Genomic DNA, 24,234 nt, shown 5'->3' on the forward strand with positions numbered 1-24,234 from the left:
GTCAAGGTGGTCAAAAAACCGGTCGGCGTATACCCGACCAATTTCCTGGCGTAGCACTTTAAATGTCTGTCAGCACACCCAATTTCCTAGAGCGCGAATACGGCCGCGCCCTTACCCTCAGGGAGGTTGCTGAGTATTTTCGCGTTGACCCAAGGACGGTCAAAAAGTATTCGGAAGAATTGGGTGGTGTCTTTCTTTTAGGACGCCTCACGTTCTTTGAAAACCGAGTTCGGGAGAGAATCGATGCCCTCCAAAATAACCAAGCGCGGGAAAACGCGCTGGCTCGCTTGCGTCAAAAGAAACGGGCAAAGGCTCCAAAAAGTCTTCGACACGCGCACCGAAGCTCTGAATTGGGAGGCCGAGGCGCGAAGTCTAGCGGAAGCAATGCCCGAGACGACCCCTTCGGTATCCTTGCTTGAATGGGCGAACAACTATCTTGCTTTTGCAAAAACGAAGTTTAACGTGAAGACCTTCCAGGAAAAACGAGATGTATTTAAGCGTTTTTTTTCAGTTGTTTCACCGGAGATTGAAGCCGAAAGTCTGATTGCCAGAGATGCCCTCGCTTACCTCCAGTCCCAGGCTGAGGCCCGGAGCGGCCATGCCGCGAACAAGGACCGGAAAAATCTTGTTGCTGCCTGGAATTGGTCTATCAAGTTCCACGACTTCCCGCCCAACCCGTTTATGAAGGTTGAGCGTTTCGGCGAAACGCGCCATCCCCGCTATGTCCCGCCTGAGGACGACTTCTGGCGCATATACCAAATAGCCGAAAGCCAAGACAGGGTCATGCTTTTCGCGTTTCTTCATTTGGCAGCAAGGCGCTCGGAACTTTTCCGGCTAACCTGGGCCGATGTGGACTTCGCAAACGGCCTTGTCCGACTCGGCACCCGTAAGCGCCGAGACGGAACGCTCGAATTCGACTTGATTCCGATGACGAGCGAATTGCGGGAAGAATTACGCGACTGGAGGGAGACCCGCCCGGTCAAGGACGCTCCCCATGTGTTTGTCTGCCTTGATGCTACTGCCTTCACCCGTGAGTATTTCGGCAAACCCTTCGAGAAACGCCAGCATCTCATGAAGCGCCTTTGTGTCCGGGCCGGGGTCAAGCCGTTCGGCTTCCACGCCATCCGGCATCTGACCGCCTCGACCCTCTACCATGCCGGGCAACCTGTGGCCGTGGTCCAGTCGATCTTGCGCCACAAGTCGCCCGCGACCACTGAACGCTACCTGCGTAGCCTGGGCCTGGAGCATACCCGGGAGGCTCTGGAATCCGTCCTGGTGAAGAAAGGTCCGGCCCGGGTGATTCCCTTCGTCAAGCAAGAAGCCCCCAAGGCGTTAACCTCGGGGGCTTGAGAAGAGTACTTCCGCCCGGTACTTCCGCCGGGCCTGTCAGAGGCGAACAGGTTGCAACCTGTTGATTTCTTTGGCGTCCCCAAGGGGATTTGAACCCCTGTTACCGGCGTGAAAGGCCGATGTCCTGGACCAGGCTAGACGATGGGGACGCGAGTTACGAGGTTGGCTGGGGGACTAGGATTCGAACCTAGGTTGATGGAGTCAGAGTCCATAGTCCTGCCGCTAGACGATCCCCCAGCAAACGCGTGAACGAAGGCGGATACTCGGATTCGCTATGCGTGTCAAGCGCCTGTGTGCGATTTGGGAAAAAAGCTCGAAAGAGTTCCCGTATCCCGCTCAAAGCGCCGCCCAACCGGCATGTGCCCGCTTTCGGAGCCGGGGAATACAGGCTTGTCCGCCCGCCTGTCAACCGTCACAACGCCGAGGCCAGGAGATCGGCCGGTATTGATGCGGCGGCTGGGGGCGTATCGTCCTGCGCCGTCCATATCTCAAAATCCGCCAGGTCCGCCGGGTGTACGGAATCCCGGGTGAGGCCCAGGTCGGCGTAGGCCGCCGCCAGTTCCCGGCCATGTCCCCACAGTTCGCCAAAGTACCGTCCGGGGACGGCCATGCCCTTGGGGCCGCGGCCGAGACGGCGCGCCTGATCGCGCACCAGCAAAAAAAGCGCCCGCCCCCGGGCCCGGCTCCCCAGGGCCGGATGCACAGGACCGGCCAGCACGGCGGCGTCAAGCTCCGGCTGCGGCGCAAGCCCCACCCGGATGACCCGCACCCCCGCCCGCCACAGTTCCAAAAGCCCCTGCGCCACGGCCGCGATGGTCGCCTCCACGTCCCAGGGCGTGTACTCCCCGGCCCGCCACATGGCCGCCAGCCGCGTTCCGGACGCCACCACGCACGGATAGATGCGCGCCGCCTCCGGGCCAAGCGCGGCCGCCTTGGCCACATCCCGGGCGAACATCTCCGGCGTGTGTCCGGGCAGTCCCGGCAGGAGTTGCACCCCAAGGGCCAGCCCAGCTTCGCGCACCCTCAGGCATGCCGCCTGCGCCGCCTCCGGCGCATATCCCCGGCCGCTACGGGCCAGCACCCCGGCCTCGAAGGTCTGCACGCCAAGCTCCACCATATCCAGCCCCAGGCCGCGCAGCACGGCCAGCCGCCCGGCATGGGCGGCGTCGGGGCGCGTGGAGCAGCGCACCCGGGTCACAAGCCCCCGTTCCCGGTACGTCTGGGCCAGGGCCGTGAACCGCTCGGCATGGTCCCCGGGGAGGGCCGTGAACGTGCCGCCGTAAAACCCGAGCTCGTAGGGACCGCGGCCTGCGGCCAGCGCCCCCCCCAGGGCCGCGTCCAGATCGCGCCGGGCCGTGTCCAAAGACGCGGGGGACGCTGGGGACGCAGACGCCGCCCCGGTCTGGAGATGCTGGGCGCAATAGACGCACCGTCCGGCGCATCCGGCGTAGGGCAGAAACACGGGCCAGATGCGGGATTTTTCCGGGGCGGGCTCAGGATGGGCGAATCTCACCCGCATGTCCGTCTCCGGCGGCCTGACGGGCCGGAAAATCGATTTTTTGACAAAATGTGTACGAGGCCCCTTGAAAAATAATTTTTACTTAGCTATTGGATGGTTATGGTCGCGTCGTGACTTCAAAGCGATGTGGCCCGCCAGGCGTGCGGCCGTGCCGACAAGCGTTTTCCCTCACCGTCCATGGAAACAGGCATGATCGACAAAGACTGTCTCTTTTGCAAGATCCTGCGCGGCGAGATTCCCTGCGCCAAAATTTACGAGACCGCCGCCGTCCTGGCCTTTCTGGATATCGCCCCGATCCGGCCGGGGCACGCCCTGGTCATCCCCAAGGTCCACGCCCCGTCGTTGTGGGAGCTTCCCGCCGACATCGGGGGCGACCTTGTGGCCGCGCTTCAGGTCGTGGGCCGGGCCGTGCGCGAGGCCACAGGGGCCACGGGCATCAACGTGGTCATGAATAACGGCGCCTCGGCCGGGCAACTCGTACTGCACGCCCATTTTCACGTCATCCCCCGGGTGGAGGGCGACGGGCTTTCGCCGTGGCAGGGCGCGCCATACGCCGACACTATGGCCATGACCCGGATGGCCGAGTCCATTCGCATTCGAATCTAACGCCAGCCCGGGCGGCGGCGCGGCACAATGCCCCGCCCCGGCCTCCCGGCATCGGTCCACCACGCTCCGGAGGGAAACATGAGCGGAAAGACTCTCACCAAAGCGGACATCGTCGACTACATCTACGAAAAAACCGAGCGCAACCGGGCCGAGGTGAAGGTTCTCGTGGACCACCTCCTGGACATCATGAAGCAGTCGATCAAAAAAGACGACGCGCTTTTGGTCAGCGGTTTCGGAAAATTCGAGTCCTACGACAAAAAGGCCCGCAAGGGGCGCAACCCCCAGACCAACAAGAGCATCGTCCTGCCGCCGCGCAAGGTGGTGGTCTTCCGGCTGTCCCGGAAGTTCCGGGCCGAGCTCAACCCCGAATAGCTCGGGACCGTCCCTGCCGTTCGGCCGTCTTCCCGGGGACGCCCTCCCTGCGGCGGCCTCGGCATCGTCCCGTGGAGACTGCTGTCCGTTCCCGGCCGCGCGGGGCCGCTATACGGCGGAAGCGCCACTCTTTTTCACACAACGGCTCCGGCCTGCCCTCCGGTCCCGCCGGGGCGTGCGGCCGGACGCTGGCCAGACGCTGGCCGGGCCGCACCCCGCCGTCTGATCAGGCGGCGGCCATCCCTGAAATCCGCATCCTATTCCCCCCTATTCCCCGATAACGAAGGCGTCCCGGTATTCCCCGGAGAGCCGCGCCCGGGCCCGTTCGGCCTCGGCCAGGGTGGCGAAGGTTCCGGCGTGGACCCGGAAGAACCGTTCGCCGCCCACATCCTTGGAGTGGATGCGCGACTGGGCGTACCCGGCCCGTTTGATGACCGTCAAAAGCCGCTGGGCATTGCGCTCGTTCACGAAGGCCCCGATCTGGACGTAGAAGGGGCCGGGCAGATCCTGGGCCGATGTCGCGCCGGGAATGCTCCCCACGCTCTCCAGCCGCACCCGGGTGGTGCCCTTGTTGTGCATGTCCAGGGCCTTGGCCCCGGCAAAGGACATGTCGATCACCCGGCCGGACACGAAGGGCCCCCGGTCGTTGACCCGCACGGTGACCGAACGGCCGTTTTCCAGGTTGGTCACCTTGAGGGTGGTGTGCATAGGCAGGATCTTGTGGGCGGCGGTGAGCTTGTGCATGTCGTAGATCTCGCCGCAGGAGGTGGGCTTGCCGTGGAAGTCCTTGCCGTACCAGGAGGCCACGCCTTCTTCCGTATAGCCGTCTGCCGAGGGGATGGGGTGGTAGGTCTTGCCCTTGACGGTATAGGGACGCTGGGTGGCCGGGGCCTTGCCCCAGCCGCCGGGCGGCGGCGAGGGGGACTTTGCCCCGCAGCCGACCAGGGCCACGGCCACAAGCCCCAGGACGAGCAGGGCCAGGGCGCGAGCCCGGAAGACGCCCCACAGGCCCGGAGACAGAGCGGCCCTGGGGCTGTCGTCCCAGAGGGCGCAGCCCGGCCGCCCCTCTGCCGTGCCGGAGCCGGAGGGGCTGCGGCGCAGCGGCCGGGGAGAAAAATCACGCAATGAAGGCATAGGATCACGCAGGGCTTGGGGTAGGGCCGGTCCTCGACCCCGCCTTTGCGCCCAAGCCTACGGCATCCCTGGCGGAAAGAAAAGGGCGCGAAAAATCCGACCGGGCCGATACCCGGGCCGTGACTCCCCCCGAGGGGCAGGCGAAGCGAAAGCGCGTCCCGGCGGGTTACGCCCGGGGCAAGACCTTGCGGACCTCGCCCAGGATGTCCTCGCGGGAAAACGGTTTGGTCAGGGCCCCGCTCACCCCGTAGCTTCTGGCCCAATTGAGGGTCTCGTAGGCGGTGAAGGTGCTGCCGGTGGTGAAGGCGATCACCGGCAGTCCGGGGTGGGATTCCCGGAGGATGCGGATGACCTCCAGGCCTTCGACGCCGGGCATGAAGATGTCGGTTAAAAGCAGATCCACGCGGCGTTCGTTCACGGCGCGCAGGGCCTCGGCCCCGTCGGAGGCCTCCACGACGTCGTGACCTTCTCCGGAGACGATGGCCCGGAGGGTGTGGCGGGACGTGATGTCGTCGTCGGCGATGCAGATGGTGGCCATGATGCTCCCCTTGATGCTGTGGCGCGCATACCCATGTTTTCCGTTTCGCCATGTCGGCCCGGGCGACGGTTCGCTTCCGGAGCCAATGCCGACATACACGCCCATAATGACGAAACGGCGACGCCTCGCGGCGTCGGCGACAGGTCGTCGTCTCAGGTCGCCGGGGAGCGCAGGAAGGCCGAGGCCTTGTCGTGGGGCAGGGGGCGCGAGAACAGGAATCCTTGGCCGAAATCGCAGCCGAATTCCTTGAGCAAGGCCTCCTGGCGAGGGGTTTCGATGCCCTCGGCCACCACTTCCAGCCCCAGGCTGTGGGCCAGGTTGACCACGGTCTTGACGATGACCCTGTTGCCGTGGTCGTCCATGTCGCTCACAAATCCCCGGTCGACCTTGAGACAGTCGATGGGGAAGCGTTGCAGGTAGGACAGGGAGGAATATCCGGTGCCGAAGTCGTCGATGCCGATGGTGATGCCCATTTCCCGCAGGCCCCGCAGCTTGGCCAGGGCGGACTCCGGGTTGTCCATGAGCACGCTTTCGGTGATCTCCAGGCGCAGGCGCCTGGGGTCGGCCCCGGTGTCGCGCAGGGACTTGACCGTCTGTTTGACCAGGTCGGGTTGCGAAAACTGTTTGCCGGACAAATTGACGGATATGGAGAATTTCGTGCTGGCGGCCATATCCATGCTCCACCGGCCAAGGGCCGCGCAGGCCTCGGCCATGACCAGGTTGCCAAGCGGAATGATAAGCCCGGTCTCTTCGGCGATGTGGATGAATTCGCCGGGGAGATCAAGCCCCCCGTCCGGCCGCTGGCGGCGCACCAAGGCCTCGAAGCCGACCAGGGATCTGTCGGACAGGGAATAAATGGGCTGATAATACAGGATGAACTGCTTTTCCTCCAGACTGCGGCGCAGTCCCGTCTCCACGCCCATGTCGTGTTCGGCCACCTCGCGCATGACCCAGTCGAAGACCTTGATGCGGCCCACGCCGCTACGCCGGGCGTGGTTCATGGCGATGGTGGCGTTTTGCAAGAGCTCCTCGGGGCGTTCGTAGTCCGCTGGTCCCAGAACGATGCCCATGCCTGCGGAAAGATAGAGTTTCTGTCCGTCGATGGTCATGGCCTCGGTCAGGCTGTCGCGGATCTTGCGGGCCACCCGCAGGGCGTCGCCCGGGGAGGCGATTTCCTCCAGCAGGATGGCGAATTCGTCGCCGCCCACCCGGGCCACGGTGTCCAGGCGGCGCACATGGCGTCTGAGCAGGGCCGCCACCCGGCACAGCACCTTGTCCCCGGCCAGATGCCCCAGGCTGTCGTTGATGAGCTTGAAACGGTCCAGATCCAGGAAGATCAAGGCATAGACGTAGTTGAGGCGGCGTTTGGCCCGTTCGATGGCCCGGTGCAGCCGGTCCAGGCACAGGGATCGGTTGGGCAGGTCGGTCAGGGGATCGTGAAAGGTGCGGTGCCGCAAAAGCTGTTCGCCCCGGCGCAGGTCCGTGACGTCCTCGATGATGGCCGCCACCTGCCCGGGGCCCGGGCTGTAGGCCTCGACCAGGAAATATTGATTGAGGTCGGCCAGGTAGTTTTCGAACCGGGTGGAGACGCGGGTGGCGGCCACCTGTCCCAGGGTCTCGATCCAAAACGGCTCCACCCCGGGAAAGACCTCCCGGATGCGCCGTCCTTCCACCTCGCCCCGGGGCAGGCCCGTGACCCGCTCGAAGGCCGGATTGACCTCCAGGAGGCGCAGATCCTCCACCTCGCCCGTGCCGTCGCAGATGGCCTCGAACAGGACGAAGGCGTTGAGCATGCGCTCGAACAGCCTGCGGAAGCGATCCTCGCTGCGCTTGAGGTCGATCTCCGTGGCGTGCTTGTACAGGGCCACTTCAATAGCGCTTTGCAGCCACCGCTCGTCCACGGGTTTGATGACGTAGCCGTAGGGAGCGGTCTTGGCCGCCCGGCGCAGGGTCAGCTGGTCGTCATGGGAGGTGATGTACACCACCGGGATGTCGTGCAGTTCGCGGATGCGCCGGGCGGCCTCGATGCCGTCCATGCCGCTGTCGAGGAAGATGTCCATGAGCACCAAAGACGGCGGAGTCTCCCGGCAGATGTCCAGGGCCGCCTCGCCCGAGGTGGCCAGACCGGCCACGGCGTAGCCGAGCTTTTTCAGACGGGCGCTGATGTCCAGGGCCACGATGCGTTCGTCCTCGACCACCAGGATGCGCTGGGGCGGGGTTGCGGCGGACGCGTCACGCGGCGGGGCAAGGGGGGATGGGGCCATGTCGGTCGTGCCGAGGGCCTGTCTGTTCACGAATGTGTACTCCAGTGGCTCTGTCGCCAACCGCCGCGCCCTCTGCCTGGGTGCGGAACATACGGTTTCGCGACGGGTCCGTCCGCCTGGTCCGGTTCCGGGCGGTCGCCGCCACGGATCGTATCCAATGCCGTAAAATTATCACCTTTCGGATGCCGTGCGGTCAAGCCGGTTTTTCCCCCAGACCCGGCAGGGGTCATTCCCGCAGCCTGGCCCGCCAGGCGGCGACCGCCTGGCGTTCGTCCCGGGCCGCCGGGCTGGCCGGATTGATCCGGCAGGCGGCCTCGGCGGCCTCGGCGGCCTGGGACACCCAACCGCCCTCGCGCAGGCTGCGTGCGGCCATGACCTCGAGCATCTCCGGGGCGTCCTTGTAGACCGAGGCGATGAGCTCGCGGTAGTTTTCCTCGAAAACCAGACGCACCAAGTCGTTGCGCTTGAACAAGAACCGGGCCAGCCAGTGGTTTTGCTCCTGGTCGGCCAGGTACAGGGGGAAAAGCTTGCGGCACTGGCGGATGATGAACCGGATGCGCCGGATCTCGCGCTGCATGCTCTCGTTGGTCTGCATGAGCAGTTGGAACAGTTCCCGGCTGATGATGAGGTCGGTTTCGGGAAGCTCGCTCTCCTGCATGGCCCGAAACCAGGGGGCGTAGTTCTGCTGCTGGTAGGCGTCCTCCTTGAGCTTCATGGTCTCGTGGAAGATGTAGCCGATGCACCAGTCGAGAAACTGGCCCACGGGATTTTTGTCGTCGTGGTCCCGGAACAGATGGTGGGCCGTGTCCTTTAAGCGCCACAACAGGCCCTTGTTCATCTGTTCGCCCAAAAGGTCGCGCAGCACCTCGAAGACCATGCCCGCCCCCCGGTCGAACTCCCGGAAATGCTCCTCCAGCACCTGCGCGGACAGGCAGAAGTCCCGCACCAGATCGCGCACGAATTCGGCGTGCTTTTCCCGCAGCCAGTTTTTGGTCATGACGTCCTGCTCCTCGTCCGGCCGCATCCCCCGCCCGAAACGGGGGTCATCTGCCCATGTCCCGGCACACGCCCTGGCCCGCCCATTCGGTCGTCCGCGTCGGGCGAAGGGCCAGCCGAGCCAGCCTCGTGAGCCGCTCGTCCACCAGCCCGTACAGGCTGCCCGAGGGAAACGAGCCGTCCGCGCCGCGTTTTCCGGCCGGGATGCCGGTCAATATTTCCATGGCCTCCTCGATGCGGCGCACGGGGAAGATGTGGAACTGGCCCTGGGCCACGGCCGCAACCACCTCCTCGGGCAGCATGAGGTTGTCCACATTGTCTGCGGGCAACAGCACGCCCTGCTCGCCCGTAAGCCCCCGCCTGCGGCACACGGCAAAAAATCCCTCGATCTTCTCGTTGACCCCGCCCACGGCCAAAATGGCCCCGGACTGGGACACGGCCCCGGTAAAGGCGTAGCACAGCCGGATGGGCCGCTCGGCCAGAGCCGACAAAAGCGCCGCCAACTCCGCGCCCGAGGCCGAATCGCCCTCCACCTCGGCGTAGCTCTGCTCGAAGCACAGCGATCCGGTGAGCACCAGGGGCTTGTCCTGGGCGAAACGGCCCAGCAGATAGCTTTTTAAGATCATCATGCCCTTGGTGTGGATGGGGCCGCCAAGCTCGGCCTCGCGCTCCAGATCCATGATGCCGCCGTGCCCCACGCCCACGGTGCAGGCGATCTGGTGCGGCAGCCCGAAGGCGTGGTCCCCGATCATGCGTACGGACAGGCCGTTGGCCCGGCCCACGGCCATGCCCGAGGTGGCCACTTTGAGCATCTCCCGGTCGTATTCGGCCAGATATTCCTCCTCGAAGAGGTCGGCCCGGAAATCCCGGGCCGTCACCGCCCGGGACAGATGTCCCCGCTCCACGCAGGCCGCCCCGGCCATGCGGGCCAGGGCCTCGGCCTCGATCATCAGTTCCCGCAGAAGCGGAATCTTCAGCGACAGCTTGGCCTGGTCCTCGGCCAGGTGCGAGGCGTGGTCCACCAGGGCGGCCAGGGCGTCGCGGGAAAACGGCGCAAGCCCGGCGTCGCGGATGACCCGGCAAAGCAGGGAGACCAGGATGGCCGTATTCTCCGGGGTGCGGCGCATGGTGTCCTGGAGGTGGGCCTTGAGCTTGAAAAGCTTCTGGAAGCGTTCGTCGGTGTACAAAAGCAGTTCGTAGGTCTCGTCCAGGCCCACCAGGATGATTTTGACGTCGAGCTGCACGGGCTCGGGCTCGATGGTCCGGGTCCGGGCGTGCTCCGCGCCCTCGGAGGGGTCTTCCACCCGGGCCTGGCCCGAGCGCAGGGCGCGCAAAAGCCCTTCCCAGGCCGTGGGGTTTTGCACCAGATCCTCCACCTTGACGATGAGGAAGCCGCCCCCGGCCCGGTGCAGGGAACCGGCCTTGACCAGGGTGAAATCCGTATACAGCGCGCCAAGCTCGGATTCGCGCTCGATGCAACCCATGAGGTTGAAATAGGTGGGGTGGTCCTCCACGATGACCGGCGCGCCGGTGGTCTGGGAGTTGTCCACGAAGAGGTTGATCTCGTAGCGGTAGAAGATGTCGTCCAAGGGCGCGCCGTCGGGACCGGAAAGGCCGCTGTGGCCGCCATGTCCCGGCGGGGAAGGGGGGGACGATCCGCCCGGTCCCCCTGCGGCGGCCAGGGCGTCCAGGTTGTCCAGGATGTCCTCGCGCACGGCCTTGAAATGGCCGGACAGGGCCTCGTTGCCGCCGAACTCGTCGAAAAGGGGGGCCAGCCTGGCGTCGAGAACCTCCGAGGCGGTCTCCCGGTCCAGGCTTTTTTCCTGGTCCCGCAGGCCTTTTTCCTCGCGGGTGATGCGCCGCAGATATTCCCCCATCTCTTCCAAAAGCCGGTCGCCCCGGCCCTTGAGCTCCTTTTTGAGGTCCGGGTCCAGGTGCTCGAACTCCTCGTCGCTGACCACCTTGCCTTCCAGCAGCGGATACAGGGTCAAGGCCCCCTGGTCGTCAAGGGCCAGGGAAAAACCCTCGTCCTTGGCCCGGACCTCCATGTCCGCATACAGCTCGTCGCGGCCGGTGTTGAATCCCCGCAAAAGGGTCTGGCGTTTGGCCAGATAGGCCTCGCGCTCGAAATGAACCGGTATCTCGTCCCGCACGTCGGCCACGGCCTTGGCCATGGCCAATTTGAGCCTGCGGCCCTGTCCGGCCGGAAGCCGGATGATCCGGGGCCGGTCGGGATCTTCGAAATTGTGGACGTAGATCAGGTCGGGAGGCGGGCTGCCGCCGGCCGCCGCCGGGTCCAGGAAGCATCTGGCGAAATAGGTGCGGCCCAGATGCGGATCGCCGGCCAGATAGACGTTGTATTCGCGGCTTTTGATGGCCAGGGCCATTTCCATGGCCGAGTGGGCCCGGGGCTGGATCTTGGCCAGGGCCTCGGGATCATCGGGGATGTCCCGGCTGTCCTGGGCCTGGATGGAGGCCGGATCGCACGCCGTGCGCAGCCGAGAGGGGGAAAGGGGGATGGTCATGGATGCTCGTTGTGGTTGGGTGTGGATCAAACTGGCCCGGCCAGGCCGCGCCGGGGGACGGAAAACCGCCCCGTGACTGCGTTTCCAAACATACGGCCTTCCGTGCGGGTTGTCACCCTCGGTCACGGGGCGGGGCGGTCTCCGTGGCCGGGGAGGATTCCTGAAACGGGGCCAGGGGCAGGCGGGCCCCCAGGTCGATGCCCTCCGGGCCGCACCTGGCCCGCACGGCCCACATGGCCACCCCGGCCTCCACGGCCTGCCGGAAAAGGTCCGCGTATTCCGGGTCCACCATGTCCGCCGGGCCGAAGCAGGCCCCGTCGGGGCGCTGCACCAAAAAAAGACAGGCCGCCCGGGTTCCGGTCTCCCGCCCCTCCCGGGCCACCCGGGCAAGCTCCACCAGATGTTTTCGGCCCCGCTGAGTTGCCGCATCCGGGAACAGGGCCACCTCGTCCTCGACCATGGTCACGTTTTTGGTCTCCACCAAAAGCGTCCCGGCCGGGCCGATTATGCGGGCGTCCAGGCGGCCCCCGGCAAAGGCCGGTTCCGGCTCCAGGCGGTCGAAACCGGCGGCGTCATGAACATTTCCGGTGATCTCGGGCAGCCGCCCGGCCCGAAAGGCCGCCGCCAGAAGCCGGTTGGGCGTCAGGGTGTTGACCCCCACCCAGAATCCGCCGGAAAAGGTCGGCATCCAGACCATTTCCAGGGTATGGGGCAGTTTGCGGGCGGGGTTGCCGCTGACGGACAACAGCACGGGCGTCCCGGGCCGAAGCAGGCCCAGCATGCTGCCGGTGTTGTTGGTGTGGGCCGTAAACGGCCCGTGGTCTCCGACGACATCCACCAGAAAGCGCAGGCGGCGGCGCACCAGCCGGGCCCGGATAAGCCCGCCCGGAAAAACCATGAGCGGCGTGATCGCCGTGGCGGGTGATGAATTTACCTTTTCCGAGTATTCCACTACAAAGACGCCCGTGCCGCCGTTTTGTCCGGCCGCTGTCGTATTTTCCGCAAACCTCGACCTCTGGGGATGCCCGTCATGCTCACCGCCCTGCGTCTCTCCTGCGTCAAGCCTTCGGCCACCCTGGCCATGAGCGCCAAGGCCAAAGAAATGAAAGCCGCCGGTCGACGGGTCTTGGACCTGTCCGCCGGGGAACCGGACTTCCCCACCCCGGCCCACGTCAAAGACGCGGCCAAGGCCGCCCTGGACGCCGACTTCACCCGGTACACCGCCGTGCCCGGCATCCCCGAGGCCCGGGCCGCCGTAGCCGGATATTTCAAGCAGTTCTACGGGGTGAGCGCGCCTGCCGAGGCCGCCATCATCACCAACGGCGGCAAGCAGGCCCTCTACAACCTGATCCAGGCCTACGTGAACCCCGGCGACGAGGTGCTCATCCCCTCCCCGTACTGGGTCAGCTATCCGGACATGGTGCGCCTGGCCGGGGCCGAACCGGCCTTTGTGCCCACCACCGCCGAAAGCGGCTTCAAGATCACCTTGGAGGCCCTGGAAAAGGCCCGCACCCCGAAGTCCACCATGCTCATCATCAATTCCCCGTCCAACCCCACGGGCTGCCACCATACCCAGGCTGAGCTGGACGCCATTGCGGCATGGGCCTTTTCCCGCAACGTCTTCGTCCTGTCCGACGAGATCTACGACCAACTGGTCTACGAACCCGCAAAGCCCGCCAGCATGGCCGGGTGGTGGGAAAGCAAACCAGAGATGGTGGGCATCGTCAACGGCCTGGCCAAAAGCTTTTCCATGACCGGATGGCGCGTGGGCTACGCCCTGGCCCACCCGGACCTCATCAAGGCCATGAGCAAGCTCCAGGGACAGTCCACCTCCAACGTCTGCTCGTTTGTGCAAAAGGCCGCCGTGGCCGCCCTGACCGGCCCCTTCGACGCCGTTTTCGCCATGCGCCAGGCCTTCGCCCGCCGCCGCGACCTGGCCCTGTCCATCATCAACACCTGGGAGCGGGCCGTGTGCCCCACCCCCCAGGGTGCGTTCTATCTTTTTCCCGACCTGTCGGGATATTTCACCCCCGAGGCCCCGGACAGCACGACCCTTTGCGCCAGGATCATGGAGGCCACGGGGGTGGTCACCGTGCCCGGTGCGGCCTTTGGCGACGACGCCTGCCTGCGGCTGTCCTACGCCACGGACGAAAAAACCCTCACTGAGGCCCTGACGCTCATGGGCGGGGTGCTCAAGGGATAGGCCCGCCCCGGGCCGCCCTGGAAGGGGAGGCGTTTTGGGCCGCCACCCGGCGGCGGATGCGGGCGGACGGCGGCTTCTTCGGGCCGTCTCCCCCGCCGTCAGACCCGGCCGCCGCCTGCGGCCGAAGGAGCCCCCTTGGACAAAAAACCCGCCAAGGACGTGGAACAGTCCCTGGGACTGGTCAAGTTCATCTCCTGGAGTTCTTTGGCGTTTATCCTGCTCATCAACCTTTTTCTGTCCATCTTCCTGTCCAACTACGGCCGCCAGGAGGTGCTCTCCAAACAGAAGGAGTTCGCCAGGCTCTTGGCCGAGAACCTGAACCACCAGATCTATCAGCGGTTCACCCTGCCCACGGTGTTGGGCTTTGGCCGGGTGGAATTGCAGCAACCCGCCCAGTACGAGCAGCTCGAAAAGGTCATCACCTCCACCATCCACAGCTTCCACGTCATGGACCTGCGCATCTACGACTTCGACAAGCGCATCTCCTTCGCCACGGAGAAAGACCTGATCGGCCAGACCGGCTACACCGGCGAGGCCGTGGTGGAGGCCCTGGACAACGGCAAAAGCGATTTCCAGGTGCTAAGCCGCACCGGGGCCCTGGGCGGCATCCTGGATTTCACCCCCCAGCCCGGGGCGGTCATCTTGCGCACCATCTACCCCCTGCGCACCGAGCGGCCCATGTCGTCCGGGGCCCCGGCCGGGGTCATCATGGGCGTTTTGGAGATCACCCAGGACATCACCGAGGACTACCAGAAGGTTGTCAATTTCCAGCGCATCATCATCCTCTCCGCCGTGGCCTCCTCCCTGGCCCTGTATGTGGCCCTGGCCGTGATCATGCGCCGGGCCGGACGCATCAACGCCCAGCGCATCCAGGAGCGCGAGGCCCTGGAGCGCGAACTGCAGCAGCAGGAGAAGCTGGCCGGCATGGGCCGGGTGGTGGCGGGCATCGCCCACGAGATCCGCAATCCCCTGGGCATCATCCGCAGCAGCGCCGAGCTTTTGCTCAAAAAGGCCGAAAAGACCGGCGATCCCACGAGCCGCATTCTGGCCGCCATTTTCGAGGAATCCAAGCGGTTGAGCAAAACCGTGGGCGATTTTCTGGACTACGCCCGGCCCAAGACCCCACGCCAGGAGGATGTGGATCTGGCCCTGATCCTGGATCAGGTGCTGGCCTTCCTGGAGTCCAAGTGCGAGGAGCACGGCGTGGCCGTCGTCCGCGACTACGCCAAGGGCGCCATCATTCGGGGCGACAAGGATCTGCTGTACCGCGCGGTCTACAACATCGTGGGCAACGCCCTGGACGCCATGGTCATGGCCCCGGCGCAAAGCGTTCCGCCGGGCGGCCACCGCCTGGAGATCCGTCTGACCGCCGACTCCAACGGGGTGCTTTTGGCCATCGCCGACACCGGCCCGGGGTTCGACCCCGGGCACAAGGACAAGGCCCCGGACCCGTTTTTCACCACCAAGGACACGGGCACCGGGCTTGGCCTGGCCATCGTCAAAAACATCCTGGAAAGCCATAACGCCACCCTCACCCTGGACAACGCCGAGGACGGCGGGGCCAAGGTGGAGATGCGCTTTCTCAAGAAGGCGTGCTGAGGCCGTCGCCCTTGTCCGTGCCCCCGCAGGGAGATCCCGCCTTGGCCATGGCGTAGCCCATCAGGGTGAAGGTGTTCATGTTGTGCAGCACGGCCGCCGCAAGCGGCGAGAGGATTCCGGACGCGGCAAGCCCCAGGAGCGCCGTGTTGGCCGCCGCCCCCTCGTGGAGGCACCGCCGAAGAATCCCGGTCTGCCGCATGGCGATGCGCCTAGCCGTACACAGGGACCGCAGGTCGTCGCTCAGAAGGATCGCCTGGGCCGAGGCCTGGGCCAGATCGCCCCCATGGGGCATGCACATGCCCAGATCCGCGCTGACCAGGGCCGGGGCGTCGTTGACCCCGTCGCCGACCACCGCGACGCAGTATCCCTGGGACTTCAGTTCGTTGACCACGCAGGCCTTGCCCTCGGGCGTCAGCTCCCAGTGGATGGCGTCCACGCCCTCCAGCTGCGCCCCAAGGATTTCCGCCGTCCGGCGGTGGTCGCCGGTAAGCACCACCACCTTTTTCACGCCAAGCTCCCGAAGGCCGTGCAGGGCCGTCTGGGCATGGGGCCGCAGCTCGTCGCGCAGGCCGATGAGCCCTTGCACCACATTGCCCTGCGCGACGTAGAGGGCCATTTTCCCCTGTTCCCGCAGCATATCGGCCTGGGTCTCGGCGCGGTCGCGTTCCAGCCCCGTGAGATCGGACATGAACCGTCGGCTTCCGATCCGGCATTCCTTGCCGTCCACCACGGCGCACACCCCGTGCGACACATGGAGATCGACCTCGCCCACAGGATCAAGCCGCAGATCGCAGCGCAGGGCCTCGGCCAGGATGGTTCGCGCCACCGGATGGTCGTAGTGCTGCTCCATGCGTGCGGCCAGGGTCAAAAGCGCCTCCCGCGTCCAGCCCCGCAGCGCAATGACGTCCGTGACCCGCAGCTCCCGCGAGGTCAGCGTGCCGGTCTTGTCGAAGACCACCGCGTCCACCCGGGCCAGGGCGTCCAGGGCGCGTCCTCCCTTGAGCAACACCCCGCCCCGGGCGGCGGCGTACATGCTGCTGCGCACGGACAGCCGGGCGGGAAACTTCACCGAGCAGACATAGTCGATGGACGTCACCGAGGCGGTTCGGGACAGGTCGCGGGTGAAGGCATAGGCGAGAGCGCCAAGGGCCAGCGTCGCGGGGGCCAGGCTGTCGGCCATGGCGTCCCCCCTGATCTCGGGCAGGGATCTGTCCTCCAGGGCATTTTCCAAAAAACGCCTGACCTTGGCCATGGCGGTCCCGACGCCGACCTTTTTTGCCCGGATGCGGAGGCGGCCGCTCTCCACCACCGATCCGGAAATCACCTCATCGCCTTTTTCCAGGCTGACGGGGATGGATTCGCCGGTGATCATGCTCTTGTCGACCAGCGCAGCGCCCGCCAGAACCTCTCCGTCAACGGCGACCAGTTCCCCCGGCCCGCAGACGACCACGTCGCCTACCGCCACATCGCCCGGGGCAACCTCGATCTCCACGCCTTCCCGCTCGACCCACACGGCCTGCTGCTTCAGGCGCAGCAAGCTGTGGAGCAGATCGTTGGAGCGTTTGTCGTTGGTCTGCTTGAGGTAGTCGCCGAAAATGCGCATCAGGGCGATGGCGCACACGGACGGGTAATTGCGCACCGCAAGGCACAGCCCCACGCTCGCCGCGTCGAGGGATTTGGCCGTAAATCCCCGGGACAGGAGATTTTTGACCCCATCCACGACCACCGGCAGTCCGACCAGGACAGCCAGGACCAGCCGCACCACGGGCGGCACGGCAAAACTGGCGACCGCCGCGAGCAGGTGCAGCCCGATATCCATCCGGCTGATCTCGCGCGGCCTGGCCGGTCCCTTGACGAACACCACCGGGGGAAGCGCCCCCAGGGCGGCCAGGATGTCGCCCGTGCGCCCCGGCAGGCCGTCATGCCGGACGACAAGCGAACCGGCGTAGGGATTGGTCCGCACGCGCTCGACCCCGGGCAGCGAGGCGAGATGCGCCTCGAGGCGATCAGGGTTGAGCCGGGGATGCCGAAACAATCCGCCTTTGAGCCGGATGCGGCGAGGCAGTTCATGCACCACGCGCACATCCCGGACAGGAAGGCGGCGCAACGGCGAAACATCGTGCGGCATCGTCATGTTTTTTCTTTTCCCAACCTGCGTAACATGCTGCAGAGGACGCGGGATTCCGCCCGTCTCCGGGAGACGGGGCGTTCGGCTGTTCGGCAGAGGCGCGTTGCGGCCCGGGCTGCGCTCGCGAGCCCGTGCAGGCGGCAGGAAAGAGTGCGCCATCGGCAACACGAAGGGCCGAATACGGAATCGCCGGGGTTCAATCAATATTGAAAATCATTATCTTTTTAGGTTAGAGCAAAACGTGCGCCCGGTCAACGCCGCCGCCGCATGCCGTCGCGAGCACATGATATGGTAGAGTGAAGCCGCCTCGCCGGACAGTTGGCCGAGCCGATCCGGTCCTTGGCGGCAACGCCGATTGCATTCCGGCCCACCCCGGCAGGAGAAGGGTGACCCGCCAAGGGACAGCCCGGCTTGCCAATCCTTCCCCCCCGGTCTTTTGCGGCCAAATCCTCATTTCGAGGACGTTCCCCGCCATCCGTCGATTTCTTCCCCTTCCACGACAGCCCCCTGTCCGGATGTCTGCGGACACCCAACGGTCTCCCGGCGCAGGCCCAACACCCAGGGATCACACGACACCCGGGAATTTTTCCCGAACCGATTGCATCTTGCCGTCATGGGGAGTATGGACGTCTGCGTGTTATGTTTTTCGTATTCATATGCTTTTTATATGATAAATCTCATGTTCATGCCTCTGTCCTGGGCTGCTCCGCGCCATGGCGCCTGCCTCCGCGACCCAGGCCCAAGGTATGGGGAACGTAGGCGACGACTTGGTGAAGGCGTCCCCCTGGAGCGGAAGTCCACACATGCGCAGCGATCACGGAAAGAACATCGTCACCTGCGAAGGCAACACCTTCATCATCAGCGCGGCCCTGTCCGGAGGACGCGTGGCCGAGGCCTGGAGCACGGGCAGGATGATTCATGACATGAACTACCTGCTGGGCGCCGAGGTCGGCCCGGACGGGCCGCGATTCACCACCCGAGCCTCCTGTCTCTGCAACGCCGGGCACGCCCTGGCCGCCGTCCGGGCCGTCGAGGATCTTCTCGGGCTGGCCGTGCCGCCTGCCGCACGACTGGTGCGCGACCTGGCCCAGGGACTGCAATGGGTGTCCGAGCACCTGGGGCATTTTTATCTGTTCCACCTCTCGGACTGGGTCAACCTGGGGCTGGCCCTGCGCGCGGACCCCGCAAAGAGTGCGCGCCTGGCGCAGGACGATTCCCCCATCCCTGCGGCGGGCGGCGGGCAGTTCTACCTGGACGCCGCGGAACGCCTGAAGGCCCTGGCCGAGGGCGAGAGCGGCGAATTTTTTGCCGTCGGGGACTGCGACCACCCGGCCTATGCGGCCTCCCCGGAATGCAGCCTGCTGGCCTTCAGCCATGTGCCTGAGGCCATCCGCGTCCGGGCCGCCCTGGCCGAGGCCCTGGCCGTCCTGCGATGTACCGGCGCGCAGCACCCGGCGTTTCAGGTCGGCGGCCTGGCCGACAGCGCCGGGACATCCCCCGGCGACGCCCCGGACCTGTCGGCCGCAGCGCGCGACCGGTGCGCCAGCCTGGTGCGCCAGTGCCGGGACTTCATCCTGTACACCTTTTTGCCCGACATCCTGCGCGTGGCCGACGCCTACCGGGACTGGGCGGGCATCGGCCGAACCGGCGTCTTCCTGGCCTTTGCCGACCTCCCCGGGGAGGATGGCCAGCCCCCGTTTTCTCCCGGCGGGATATTCACCCCGGGCGGCGTCCTTAAGGCCCCTGCGGACGCATTGCGCATGGCCTGGGAGGACGGCGAAACGGCCTGGAAAGGGATCGACGCAGACCACTACCGGCTGCGTTTCGGGCCGGGCCAGCCGGTCTACCGCTTTCCATCCGACGACTTTGTGTGGTTTGGCGTCCCCCGCAGCGCCGGTCTGGCCTGCGAGGTGGGCCCCCTGGCCCGGATGTGCGGGGCCTACGCAACGGGCAACGGCGTGGTGCAGGCCGTCGTGGACGACGCCCTGCGCCGACTGAACCTGCCCCTTGCGGCCATAAACTCCACCCTGGGCCGAATGCTGGCCCGGGGTCTTGAGGCCGCCGCCCTGATCCAGACCGCCCTGTCCTGGCTGGACAGCCTGGACCGCTGTCTGGCCCGCGGGGACGCAGCCCTTCGGGCCGCCATCCATGACATCCCGGCCTCGGGCGAGGGCACGGGCAAGGCCGAGATCGCCAGGGGGGCGCTGGCGCATCGCATCCGCATGGAAGACCGGCGCATCGTCCGGCATGAGTCCCTCGTGCCCTCCCTGTGGAATTTTTCCCCGCGCAGCGCCGACGGGACACGCGGCCCCCTGGAGCAGGCCCTTCTCGCCACGCCCGTGGCCGACGCCGCGCGCCCCCTGGAGATCCTGCGCACGATACACTCTTTCGATCCCTGCAACGCCTGCATCCTCCGGGTTGAGGACGCAGGCGCCGGGCGCGTGATGACCGTCAACGCCAAATAGGCGGCTTGGGAAGGACGACGATATGGACGCAAAAGACATTCTGGCCGCCCTGCAGGATGAAGCGGGACAAGAGAACCTGTTCCGGCAGGCCGACGAGGTGCGCAGGCGATACTGCGGCGACGTGGCCCAGCTTCGCGGCGTGGTGCATTTCTCCAACTGCTGCTGCCGCGACGACCTGTATTGCGGCCTGCGCAAAAGCAACACGGACATCAAGCGGTTCCGGATGACCGGGGACCAGATCGTGGAGACGGCCATGGCCATTGCCGAGGCGGGCCTTGGCACCGTGGTCCTGCAATCCGGCGAGGACTACCACTACACCCGGGAGCTGCTGTGTTCCGTCATCCGGCGGATCGTGGACAACGCCGACGTGGCCGTCACCTTAAGCCTGGGGGAGCGGCCCGACGACGACCTGCGGGCCTTCCGGGACGCCGGCGCCAGCCGCTACCTCATGAAGCACGAGACCATGAACCCGGATCTCTACGCCAGGATGCGCCCCGGGCTGCGGCTTACGGATCGGCTGCGGACCATCGAGACCCTGCGCTCCCTGGGCTACCAGACCGGGGTGGGCAACGTGGTGGGCCTGCCGGGACAGACGGATGAGGATCTCGCTGCGGACATCGCCTTTTTCCAGGACTTTCAGCCGGACATGGTCAACATCGGCCCGTTCATCCCCCACGCGGACACGCCCCTGCGCGGCGAGGCGGTCGGCGACATGGACCGCATGCTCCGGGTGTTCGCCCTGACCCGGATCGTGACCGGAAACACCCATCTGGCGGCGGCCAACACCGTGGCCACCCTGGCCCCCGAGGACGGGCAATACCGGGCCTTTGTCCAGGGCGGGGCCAACGTGATCATGCCCAACTGCAACCCCTTTCTCAAAAGCAAGACGGACAAGATCGAATACGAATTCCAGATCACCACGAAAAAACGCTACGTCTCCATCGCGGAGGCCAAAGACGTCCTGCGCCGGGCCGGACGGGAGACGGCGGCGGGAAAAGGGGATTCCCTCAAGATGCAAGGAGGAACTTGTGATTAAGATCGCCATTTACGGAAAGGGCGGCATCGGAAAATCCACGGTGACGTCCGGAGTCTCTGCGGCCCTGGCCGTGGACGGATACAAGGTGATGCAGATCGGCTGCGACCCCAAGACGGATTCGACCATCAACCTGCTTGGCGGTCAGACGCCCCCCCCATCCTGCAATACCTCCAGGAAAAGGGGAAGCCTGCGGACCTCGACGCCCTGGTGCGCACCGGGTTCGGCGGCGTGGCCTGCCTGGAGGTCGGCGGCCCCACGCCGGGGGTCGGCTGTTTCGGCCGGGGCATGCTCACGGCCTTCGAGCTGTTGGACGAGATGGACGCCTACGTCCGCTACACCCCGGACGTGGTGCTCTACGACATCCTGGCCGACATCGTCTGCGGGGGCATCGCCGTGCCCATGCGCGAGGGCTTTGCCGACAAGGTGGCCATCGTCACCTCGGGCGAGAAGATGGCCCTTCTGGCCGCCAAAAACATCATCCTGGCCCTGCGCAACTTCGCGGATCGCAACTACGCCGAACTGGGGGGCCTGATCCTCAACCGCCGCGACATGCCCGACGAGGTGGAGCGGGTCTCGGACTTCGCCCGGGAGATGGACACCGAGATCCTCGGGATCATCCCCCGCGACCGGACCATCCATGCCTTCGAGGAACACGGCCAGACCATCGTGGAGGGCGACCCGGCCCATTCCACCTCGGCCCGTTTCTTCGATCTGGCCCGGACCCTGGCGGCCTTTGCCCAAAAGCGGGACGCGGCCTAAGTCCCCGCCCGCCCCCGAGACCGCAACCGAGATCCCCGGAGGAAACGATTCATGCATGTGGAGCGAGCAGGCATCACCTTGGAGCATCTGACGCGCAGGGAGGATTTTCCCTTCGCGCCGCTGGAGGGCGTGGGGCCCAACCTGGCCGGATGGGGGGTCATCGAGACCTGCCTGCTTTTGCCCGAATCCCTGTGCGTCATGGCCGGCCCCTCGGCCTGCCTGCGCCATTCCGCGTTCATGGCCCACGCCCGGGGGTTCACCGACCGGTTTTTCATGCTCTGCGTCCCGGAGCTGGACATGACCATGGGGCGGCATCTGGAGAAGATCGAGCAGGGCATCCTGGACATCGCGGCCAGGCGTCCGGAAAAGGTCATCTTCCTCATCGTGGGCTGTCCGGACTACATCCTGGGCACGGATTTCACCGGGGTCATCGCCCGCCTGGAGGCGGCCACCGGACGGCGGATCATCCTGGGGGCCATGGCCCCCATCACCATCGGGCTCAAGGACTCGCCCTTCACCTCGGCCTACACCTCGTTTTTCGATTTCCTCAAGCACGAGGCGCGCACCCCCGACCCCGATGCGGTGAACATCCTGGGCACCTTCATGCCCCTTTCGGAATCCGGGGAGCTCTACGGCGTCCTGCGCCGGGCCGGGGTGGAGCGCATCCGCCAGATCCCCCTGTGCGCCGACCTGGCGGAGTTCTCGCGCATGGCCGAGGCCTCCTGCTCCCTGGTCCTGCATCCCCTGGCCAACAGCCTGGCCAACCGCATGGACAAGGACATGGGCATCCCCGCCGTCTTCGTGCCCACGGCCTACGGGTTCTCCACCATCGCGGCCCGCTACGCGGCCATTGAAAAGGCCGTGGGTCGGCCCCTTGACGTCGCCGCCCTGGAGCAGGGCGCCCGGCAGGCCGCCGAAGGCCTGTGCCACGCCCTGCGGGACACGCCTCTCGCCGTGGGCTGCGCCATAAACGGCAGCCCCTACGAACTGGCCGCCGCCCTGGTGGACATGGGGCTGCATGTGGATACCATTTTCGGCCGCGGCGGTTTTGCGGCCTACGAATGGAAGCTCATTGAGGGGTTGCGCCAGAAAGCCCCCCACATCCGGGTGTACAACGTGTCCCATCCCAACCTGTGCGGCGAGACCGCGCCCTTCGACCACATCGGGGTGGCCTATGGCGTGGACGCGGGCATGTTCTGCGCCCAGGCGGTCAATGTCCCCCTGTCGCGCTATCAGGAACAGAAATACGGATATGAGAACGCGCTGTGGATGCTTACGCAGACGCATAGCGCCATGGAAAACCCGGTCAGCAACCACGACCTGATCTACAAAAACCAGTTTCTTATCTAGAAATCATCCCGACACGACAGGCGCAAGGCATGATGATGAGGAAAAAATGGATATGAAACAACGTGCTCCATCCGGAATGCACAGAAAACGTCAAGGATACGCGGCATGAAGCTTTACCATAAACTGCTTCCCCTGGCCACGGGCTACTTTGGCGTCAGTTCGGCGCTGTACGCCTTCGACGGCCTCGTGGTGGTCTACGGCCCGGCCGGAGGGGCCTGGCACATCAACATCGAGGACGAGCCGCGCTGGTACCGGGGACCGGCCACCGTGGTCGGGGCCGGACTCCTGGAGATGGACGTGATCCTGGGCAACGACGACACGTTCATCAACAATATCGCCACGGTCTCCATGCAGCTTGAGCGGCGCTTCGTGGCCCTGGCCGGGACGCCCATCTCCGAAATCATCGGCACGGACCTCAAGGGCTTTTCCCGAACCCTGGAATCCCGGACCTCGCGGCCCGTGTTCATGGTTCCCACGGCCGGTTCCGAACCCTACCCCGAGGGAGCCGCCAAGGCCTTTCTGGCCCTGGCCCGAAAGTTCATGGTCCAACCGGAGGCCACGCGCAAAAACGGCATCAACGTCCTGGGGGCCATCCACCTGTCCACGGGCAAGGAGGAGCACATCGAGCCCCTGCTCTCGGCCATCGAACAGGCCGGATATTCCCTGGTCAGCGTGTTCTCCGTGCCCCGCCCGGGCCAGGCCGACCCCCTTTCGGCCATCCGCCAGGCCCCCGAGGCCCAGCGCAACGTGGTGGTCTCCACCAGCGGCCTGGCCCTGGCCGACCATATGTTCGCCGCCTACGGGATTCCCTACGTGGTCGGCATGCCCGTGGGACTGCGCGGTCGCGACGACTTTTTCGCCCTGCTGCGCGGGGAGGCCGTCACCCCGGCCCCGGCCCCGGTCGGCAGCCCGCCGTGCCGCCACGCCCTGGTCATCGGGGAACCGGTCCTGGGCTACGGCCTCAAACGCTGCCTGCGCCTGGACTTCGGCGTCCCCGAGGTGGACGTGGTTTCCGTCACCCCGGCCCAGGCCCTCTACCAGAGCGCCCCGGGATGCCTCGGAACCCTGGTGGAGCGCGGCCCCCGCGACGTGTGCACGGACAGCGAGCAGGACATCGAGGCCCTGATGAACGATCCGGCCGTGGACTGCGTCATCGCCGACCCGTGCTACGCGGCCCTGCTGACCCGGCCGACCCGGTTCATCCCCATGCCGCATATCGCCATGAGCGCCCGGCTCAACTGGGATCTGCCCTACGAATACGCCGTGGACAAGGGGTACGACTATCTGGCCGGACAGTTCTCCGGAACGCCGCAGCCGTAACGCGACCGCGACGGAATCGCATCTCACGCCAAGGCGGCGCGGCCATTCCGCGTCGCCCGCCAAGGAGGAT

17 protein-coding genes, 2 tRNA genes and 1 pseudogene are annotated in these 24,234 nt (G+C 65.9%); 10 read left to right on the forward strand and 10 right to left on the reverse strand.

The window, feature by feature from the left end; all coding sequences use genetic code 11:
• The first annotated feature begins 243 nt into the window (after positions 1–243).
• Positions 244–1,350 carry a tyrosine-type recombinase/integrase gene (locus GD606_RS12085; RefSeq protein WP_163301952.1) on the forward strand — a complete coding sequence of 369 codons (1,107 nt, stop codon included), beginning with the start codon at positions 244–246 and terminating at the stop codon, positions 1,348–1,350.
• A 71-nt stretch (positions 1,351–1,421) separates the two neighbouring features.
• Here GD606_RS12085 and GD606_RS12090 read toward each other — a convergent pair.
• The 3 genes from GD606_RS12090 to GD606_RS12100 form a co-directional block, all read right to left on the reverse strand.
• Positions 1,422–1,499, reverse strand: a tRNA-Glu gene (locus GD606_RS12090).
• 14 nt (positions 1,500–1,513) lie between these two features.
• Positions 1,514–1,587: transfer RNA gene (locus GD606_RS12095), tRNA-Gln, on the reverse strand.
• A 175-nt stretch (positions 1,588–1,762) separates the two neighbouring features.
• Complete coding sequence (locus tag GD606_RS12100) at positions 1,763–2,869, reverse strand: radical SAM protein (protein WP_163301953.1); 1,107 nt, start codon at positions 2,867–2,869, stop codon at positions 1,763–1,765.
• 189 nt (positions 2,870–3,058) lie between these two features.
• Here GD606_RS12100 and GD606_RS12105 point away from each other — a divergent pair, with 189 nt between their 5' ends.
• A complete protein-coding gene (locus tag GD606_RS12105) occupies positions 3,059–3,475 on the forward strand; it encodes an HIT family protein (protein ID WP_163301954.1) in 417 nt (138 codons plus the stop codon).
• A gap of 78 nt (positions 3,476–3,553) precedes the next feature.
• The gene (locus GD606_RS12110) at positions 3,554–3,847 is read left to right on the forward strand and encodes an integration host factor subunit alpha (protein WP_163301955.1); all 294 of its coding nucleotides are present in this window, start codon (positions 3,554–3,556) and stop codon (positions 3,845–3,847) included.
• A gap of 267 nt (positions 3,848–4,114) precedes the next feature.
• On the opposite strand, the gene GD606_RS12115 is transcribed toward GD606_RS12110, so the two are convergent.
• From GD606_RS12115 to sfsA, 6 genes are all read right to left on the reverse strand, one after another.
• Positions 4,115–4,981 (reverse strand): septal ring lytic transglycosylase RlpA family protein, encoded by an 867-nt coding sequence (locus GD606_RS12115; RefSeq protein WP_163301956.1) that lies wholly within the window; start codon positions 4,979–4,981, stop codon positions 4,115–4,117.
• A gap of 166 nt (positions 4,982–5,147) precedes the next feature.
• Entirely contained in the window at positions 5,148–5,519 is a 372-nt protein-coding gene (locus GD606_RS12120; RefSeq protein ID WP_163301957.1) for a response regulator, read from the reverse strand.
• Between the two features lie 152 nt (positions 5,520–5,671).
• Entirely contained in the window at positions 5,672–7,813 is a 2,142-nt protein-coding gene (locus GD606_RS12125) for a putative bifunctional diguanylate cyclase/phosphodiesterase (protein WP_246298767.1), read from the reverse strand.
• Positions 7,814–8,009: 196 nt separating this feature from the next.
• Positions 8,010–8,780 (reverse strand): hypothetical protein, encoded by a 771-nt coding sequence (locus GD606_RS12130; protein WP_163301958.1) that lies wholly within the window; start codon positions 8,778–8,780, stop codon positions 8,010–8,012.
• 46 nt (positions 8,781–8,826) lie between these two features.
• Positions 8,827–11,304, reverse strand: coding sequence for a Lon protease family protein (locus GD606_RS12135; RefSeq protein ID WP_163301959.1), 2,478 nt, complete (start codon positions 11,302–11,304; stop codon positions 8,827–8,829).
• Positions 11,305–11,416: 112 nt separating this feature from the next.
• The gene (gene sfsA, locus GD606_RS12140) at positions 11,417–12,202 is read right to left on the reverse strand and encodes a DNA/RNA nuclease SfsA (RefSeq protein WP_163301960.1); all 786 of its coding nucleotides are present in this window, start codon (positions 12,200–12,202) and stop codon (positions 11,417–11,419) included.
• A gap of 132 nt (positions 12,203–12,334) precedes the next feature.
• On the opposite strand from sfsA, the gene GD606_RS12145 reads away from it, so the two are divergent.
• Together GD606_RS12145 and GD606_RS12150 are read left to right on the forward strand one after the other, a co-directional pair.
• Positions 12,335–13,507, forward strand: a complete 1,173-nt coding sequence (locus GD606_RS12145) for a pyridoxal phosphate-dependent aminotransferase (protein ID WP_163301961.1) — start codon at positions 12,335–12,337, stop codon at positions 13,505–13,507.
• Between the two features lie 135 nt (positions 13,508–13,642).
• Positions 13,643–15,106, forward strand: coding sequence for a sensor histidine kinase (locus GD606_RS12150; protein WP_163301962.1), 1,464 nt, complete (start codon positions 13,643–13,645; stop codon positions 15,104–15,106).
• On the opposite strand, the gene GD606_RS12155 is transcribed toward GD606_RS12150, so the two are convergent.
• A complete protein-coding gene (locus GD606_RS12155; RefSeq protein ID WP_163301963.1) occupies positions 15,090–17,240 on the reverse strand; it encodes a heavy metal translocating P-type ATPase in 2,151 nt (716 codons plus the stop codon). The genes GD606_RS12150 and GD606_RS12155 overlap by 17 nt on opposite strands.
• Before the next feature lie 797 nt (positions 17,241–18,037).
• Between GD606_RS12155 and GD606_RS12160 the strand changes: the two genes are divergently transcribed.
• The 5 genes and pseudogenes from GD606_RS12160 (at position 18,038) to GD606_RS12180 (ending at position 24,164) form a co-directional block, all read left to right on the forward strand.
• Positions 18,038–19,699, forward strand: coding sequence for a nickel-dependent hydrogenase large subunit (locus GD606_RS12160; protein WP_163301964.1), 1,662 nt, complete (start codon positions 18,038–18,040; stop codon positions 19,697–19,699).
• A 22-nt stretch (positions 19,700–19,721) separates the two neighbouring features.
• Entirely contained in the window at positions 19,722–20,735 is a 1,014-nt protein-coding gene (hydE, locus tag GD606_RS12165) for a [FeFe] hydrogenase H-cluster radical SAM maturase HydE (protein ID WP_163301965.1), read from the forward strand.
• Between the two features lie 40 nt (positions 20,736–20,775).
• A pseudogene (locus GD606_RS12170) lies at positions 20,776–21,494 on the forward strand (NifH family ATP-binding protein).
• Between the two features lie 51 nt (positions 21,495–21,545).
• Positions 21,546–22,844, forward strand: a complete 1,299-nt coding sequence (locus GD606_RS12175; protein WP_163301967.1) for a nitrogenase component 1 — start codon at positions 21,546–21,548, stop codon at positions 22,842–22,844.
• A 105-nt stretch (positions 22,845–22,949) separates the two neighbouring features.
• On the forward strand, positions 22,950–24,164 hold the full coding sequence (locus GD606_RS12180) for a nitrogenase component 1 (RefSeq protein ID WP_163301968.1): 1,215 nt from the start codon (positions 22,950–22,952) through the stop codon (positions 24,162–24,164).
• Positions 24,165–24,234: the final 70 nt, after the last annotated feature.

Origin of the sequence: Desulfolutivibrio sulfodismutans DSM 3696 (assembly GCF_013376455.1) — a bacterium.
GTDB classification, from domain to species: Bacteria; Desulfobacterota; Desulfovibrionia; order Desulfovibrionales; family Desulfovibrionaceae; genus Desulfolutivibrio; species Desulfolutivibrio sulfodismutans.

Bases quoted from the DNA above. Each gene is read 5' to 3' on its own strand.
- GD606_RS12085 (WP_163301952.1), top strand. From the start codon at position 244: ATGCCCTCCAAAATAACCAAGCGCGGGAAAACGCGCTGGCTCGCTTGC.
- GD606_RS12100 (WP_163301953.1), bottom strand. From the start codon at position 2,869: ATGCGGGTGAGATTCGCCCATCCTGAGCCCGCCCCGGAAAAATCCCGC.
- GD606_RS12105 (WP_163301954.1), top strand. From the start codon at position 3,059: ATGATCGACAAAGACTGTCTCTTTTGCAAGATCCTGCGCGGCGAGATT.
- GD606_RS12110 (WP_163301955.1), top strand. From the start codon at position 3,554: ATGAGCGGAAAGACTCTCACCAAAGCGGACATCGTCGACTACATCTAC.
- GD606_RS12115 (WP_163301956.1), bottom strand. From the start codon at position 4,981: ATGCCTTCATTGCGTGATTTTTCTCCCCGGCCGCTGCGCCGCAGCCCC.
- GD606_RS12120 (WP_163301957.1), bottom strand. From the start codon at position 5,519: ATGGCCACCATCTGCATCGCCGACGACGACATCACGTCCCGCCACACC.
- GD606_RS12130 (WP_163301958.1), bottom strand. From the start codon at position 8,780: ATGACCAAAAACTGGCTGCGGGAAAAGCACGCCGAATTCGTGCGCGAT.
- GD606_RS12135 (WP_163301959.1), bottom strand. From the start codon at position 11,304: ATGACCATCCCCCTTTCCCCCTCTCGGCTGCGCACGGCGTGCGATCCG.
- sfsA (WP_163301960.1), bottom strand. From the start codon at position 12,202: ATGGTTTTTCCGGGCGGGCTTATCCGGGCCCGGCTGGTGCGCCGCCGC.
- GD606_RS12145 (WP_163301961.1), top strand. From the start codon at position 12,335: ATGCTCACCGCCCTGCGTCTCTCCTGCGTCAAGCCTTCGGCCACCCTG.
- GD606_RS12155 (WP_163301963.1), bottom strand. From the start codon at position 17,240: ATGACGATGCCGCACGATGTTTCGCCGTTGCGCCGCCTTCCTGTCCGG.
- GD606_RS12160 (WP_163301964.1), top strand. From the start codon at position 18,038: ATGCGCAGCGATCACGGAAAGAACATCGTCACCTGCGAAGGCAACACC.
- hydE (WP_163301965.1), top strand. From the start codon at position 19,722: ATGGACGCAAAAGACATTCTGGCCGCCCTGCAGGATGAAGCGGGACAA.
- GD606_RS12175 (WP_163301967.1), top strand. From the start codon at position 21,546: ATGCATGTGGAGCGAGCAGGCATCACCTTGGAGCATCTGACGCGCAGG.
- GD606_RS12180 (WP_163301968.1), top strand. From the start codon at position 22,950: ATGAAGCTTTACCATAAACTGCTTCCCCTGGCCACGGGCTACTTTGGC.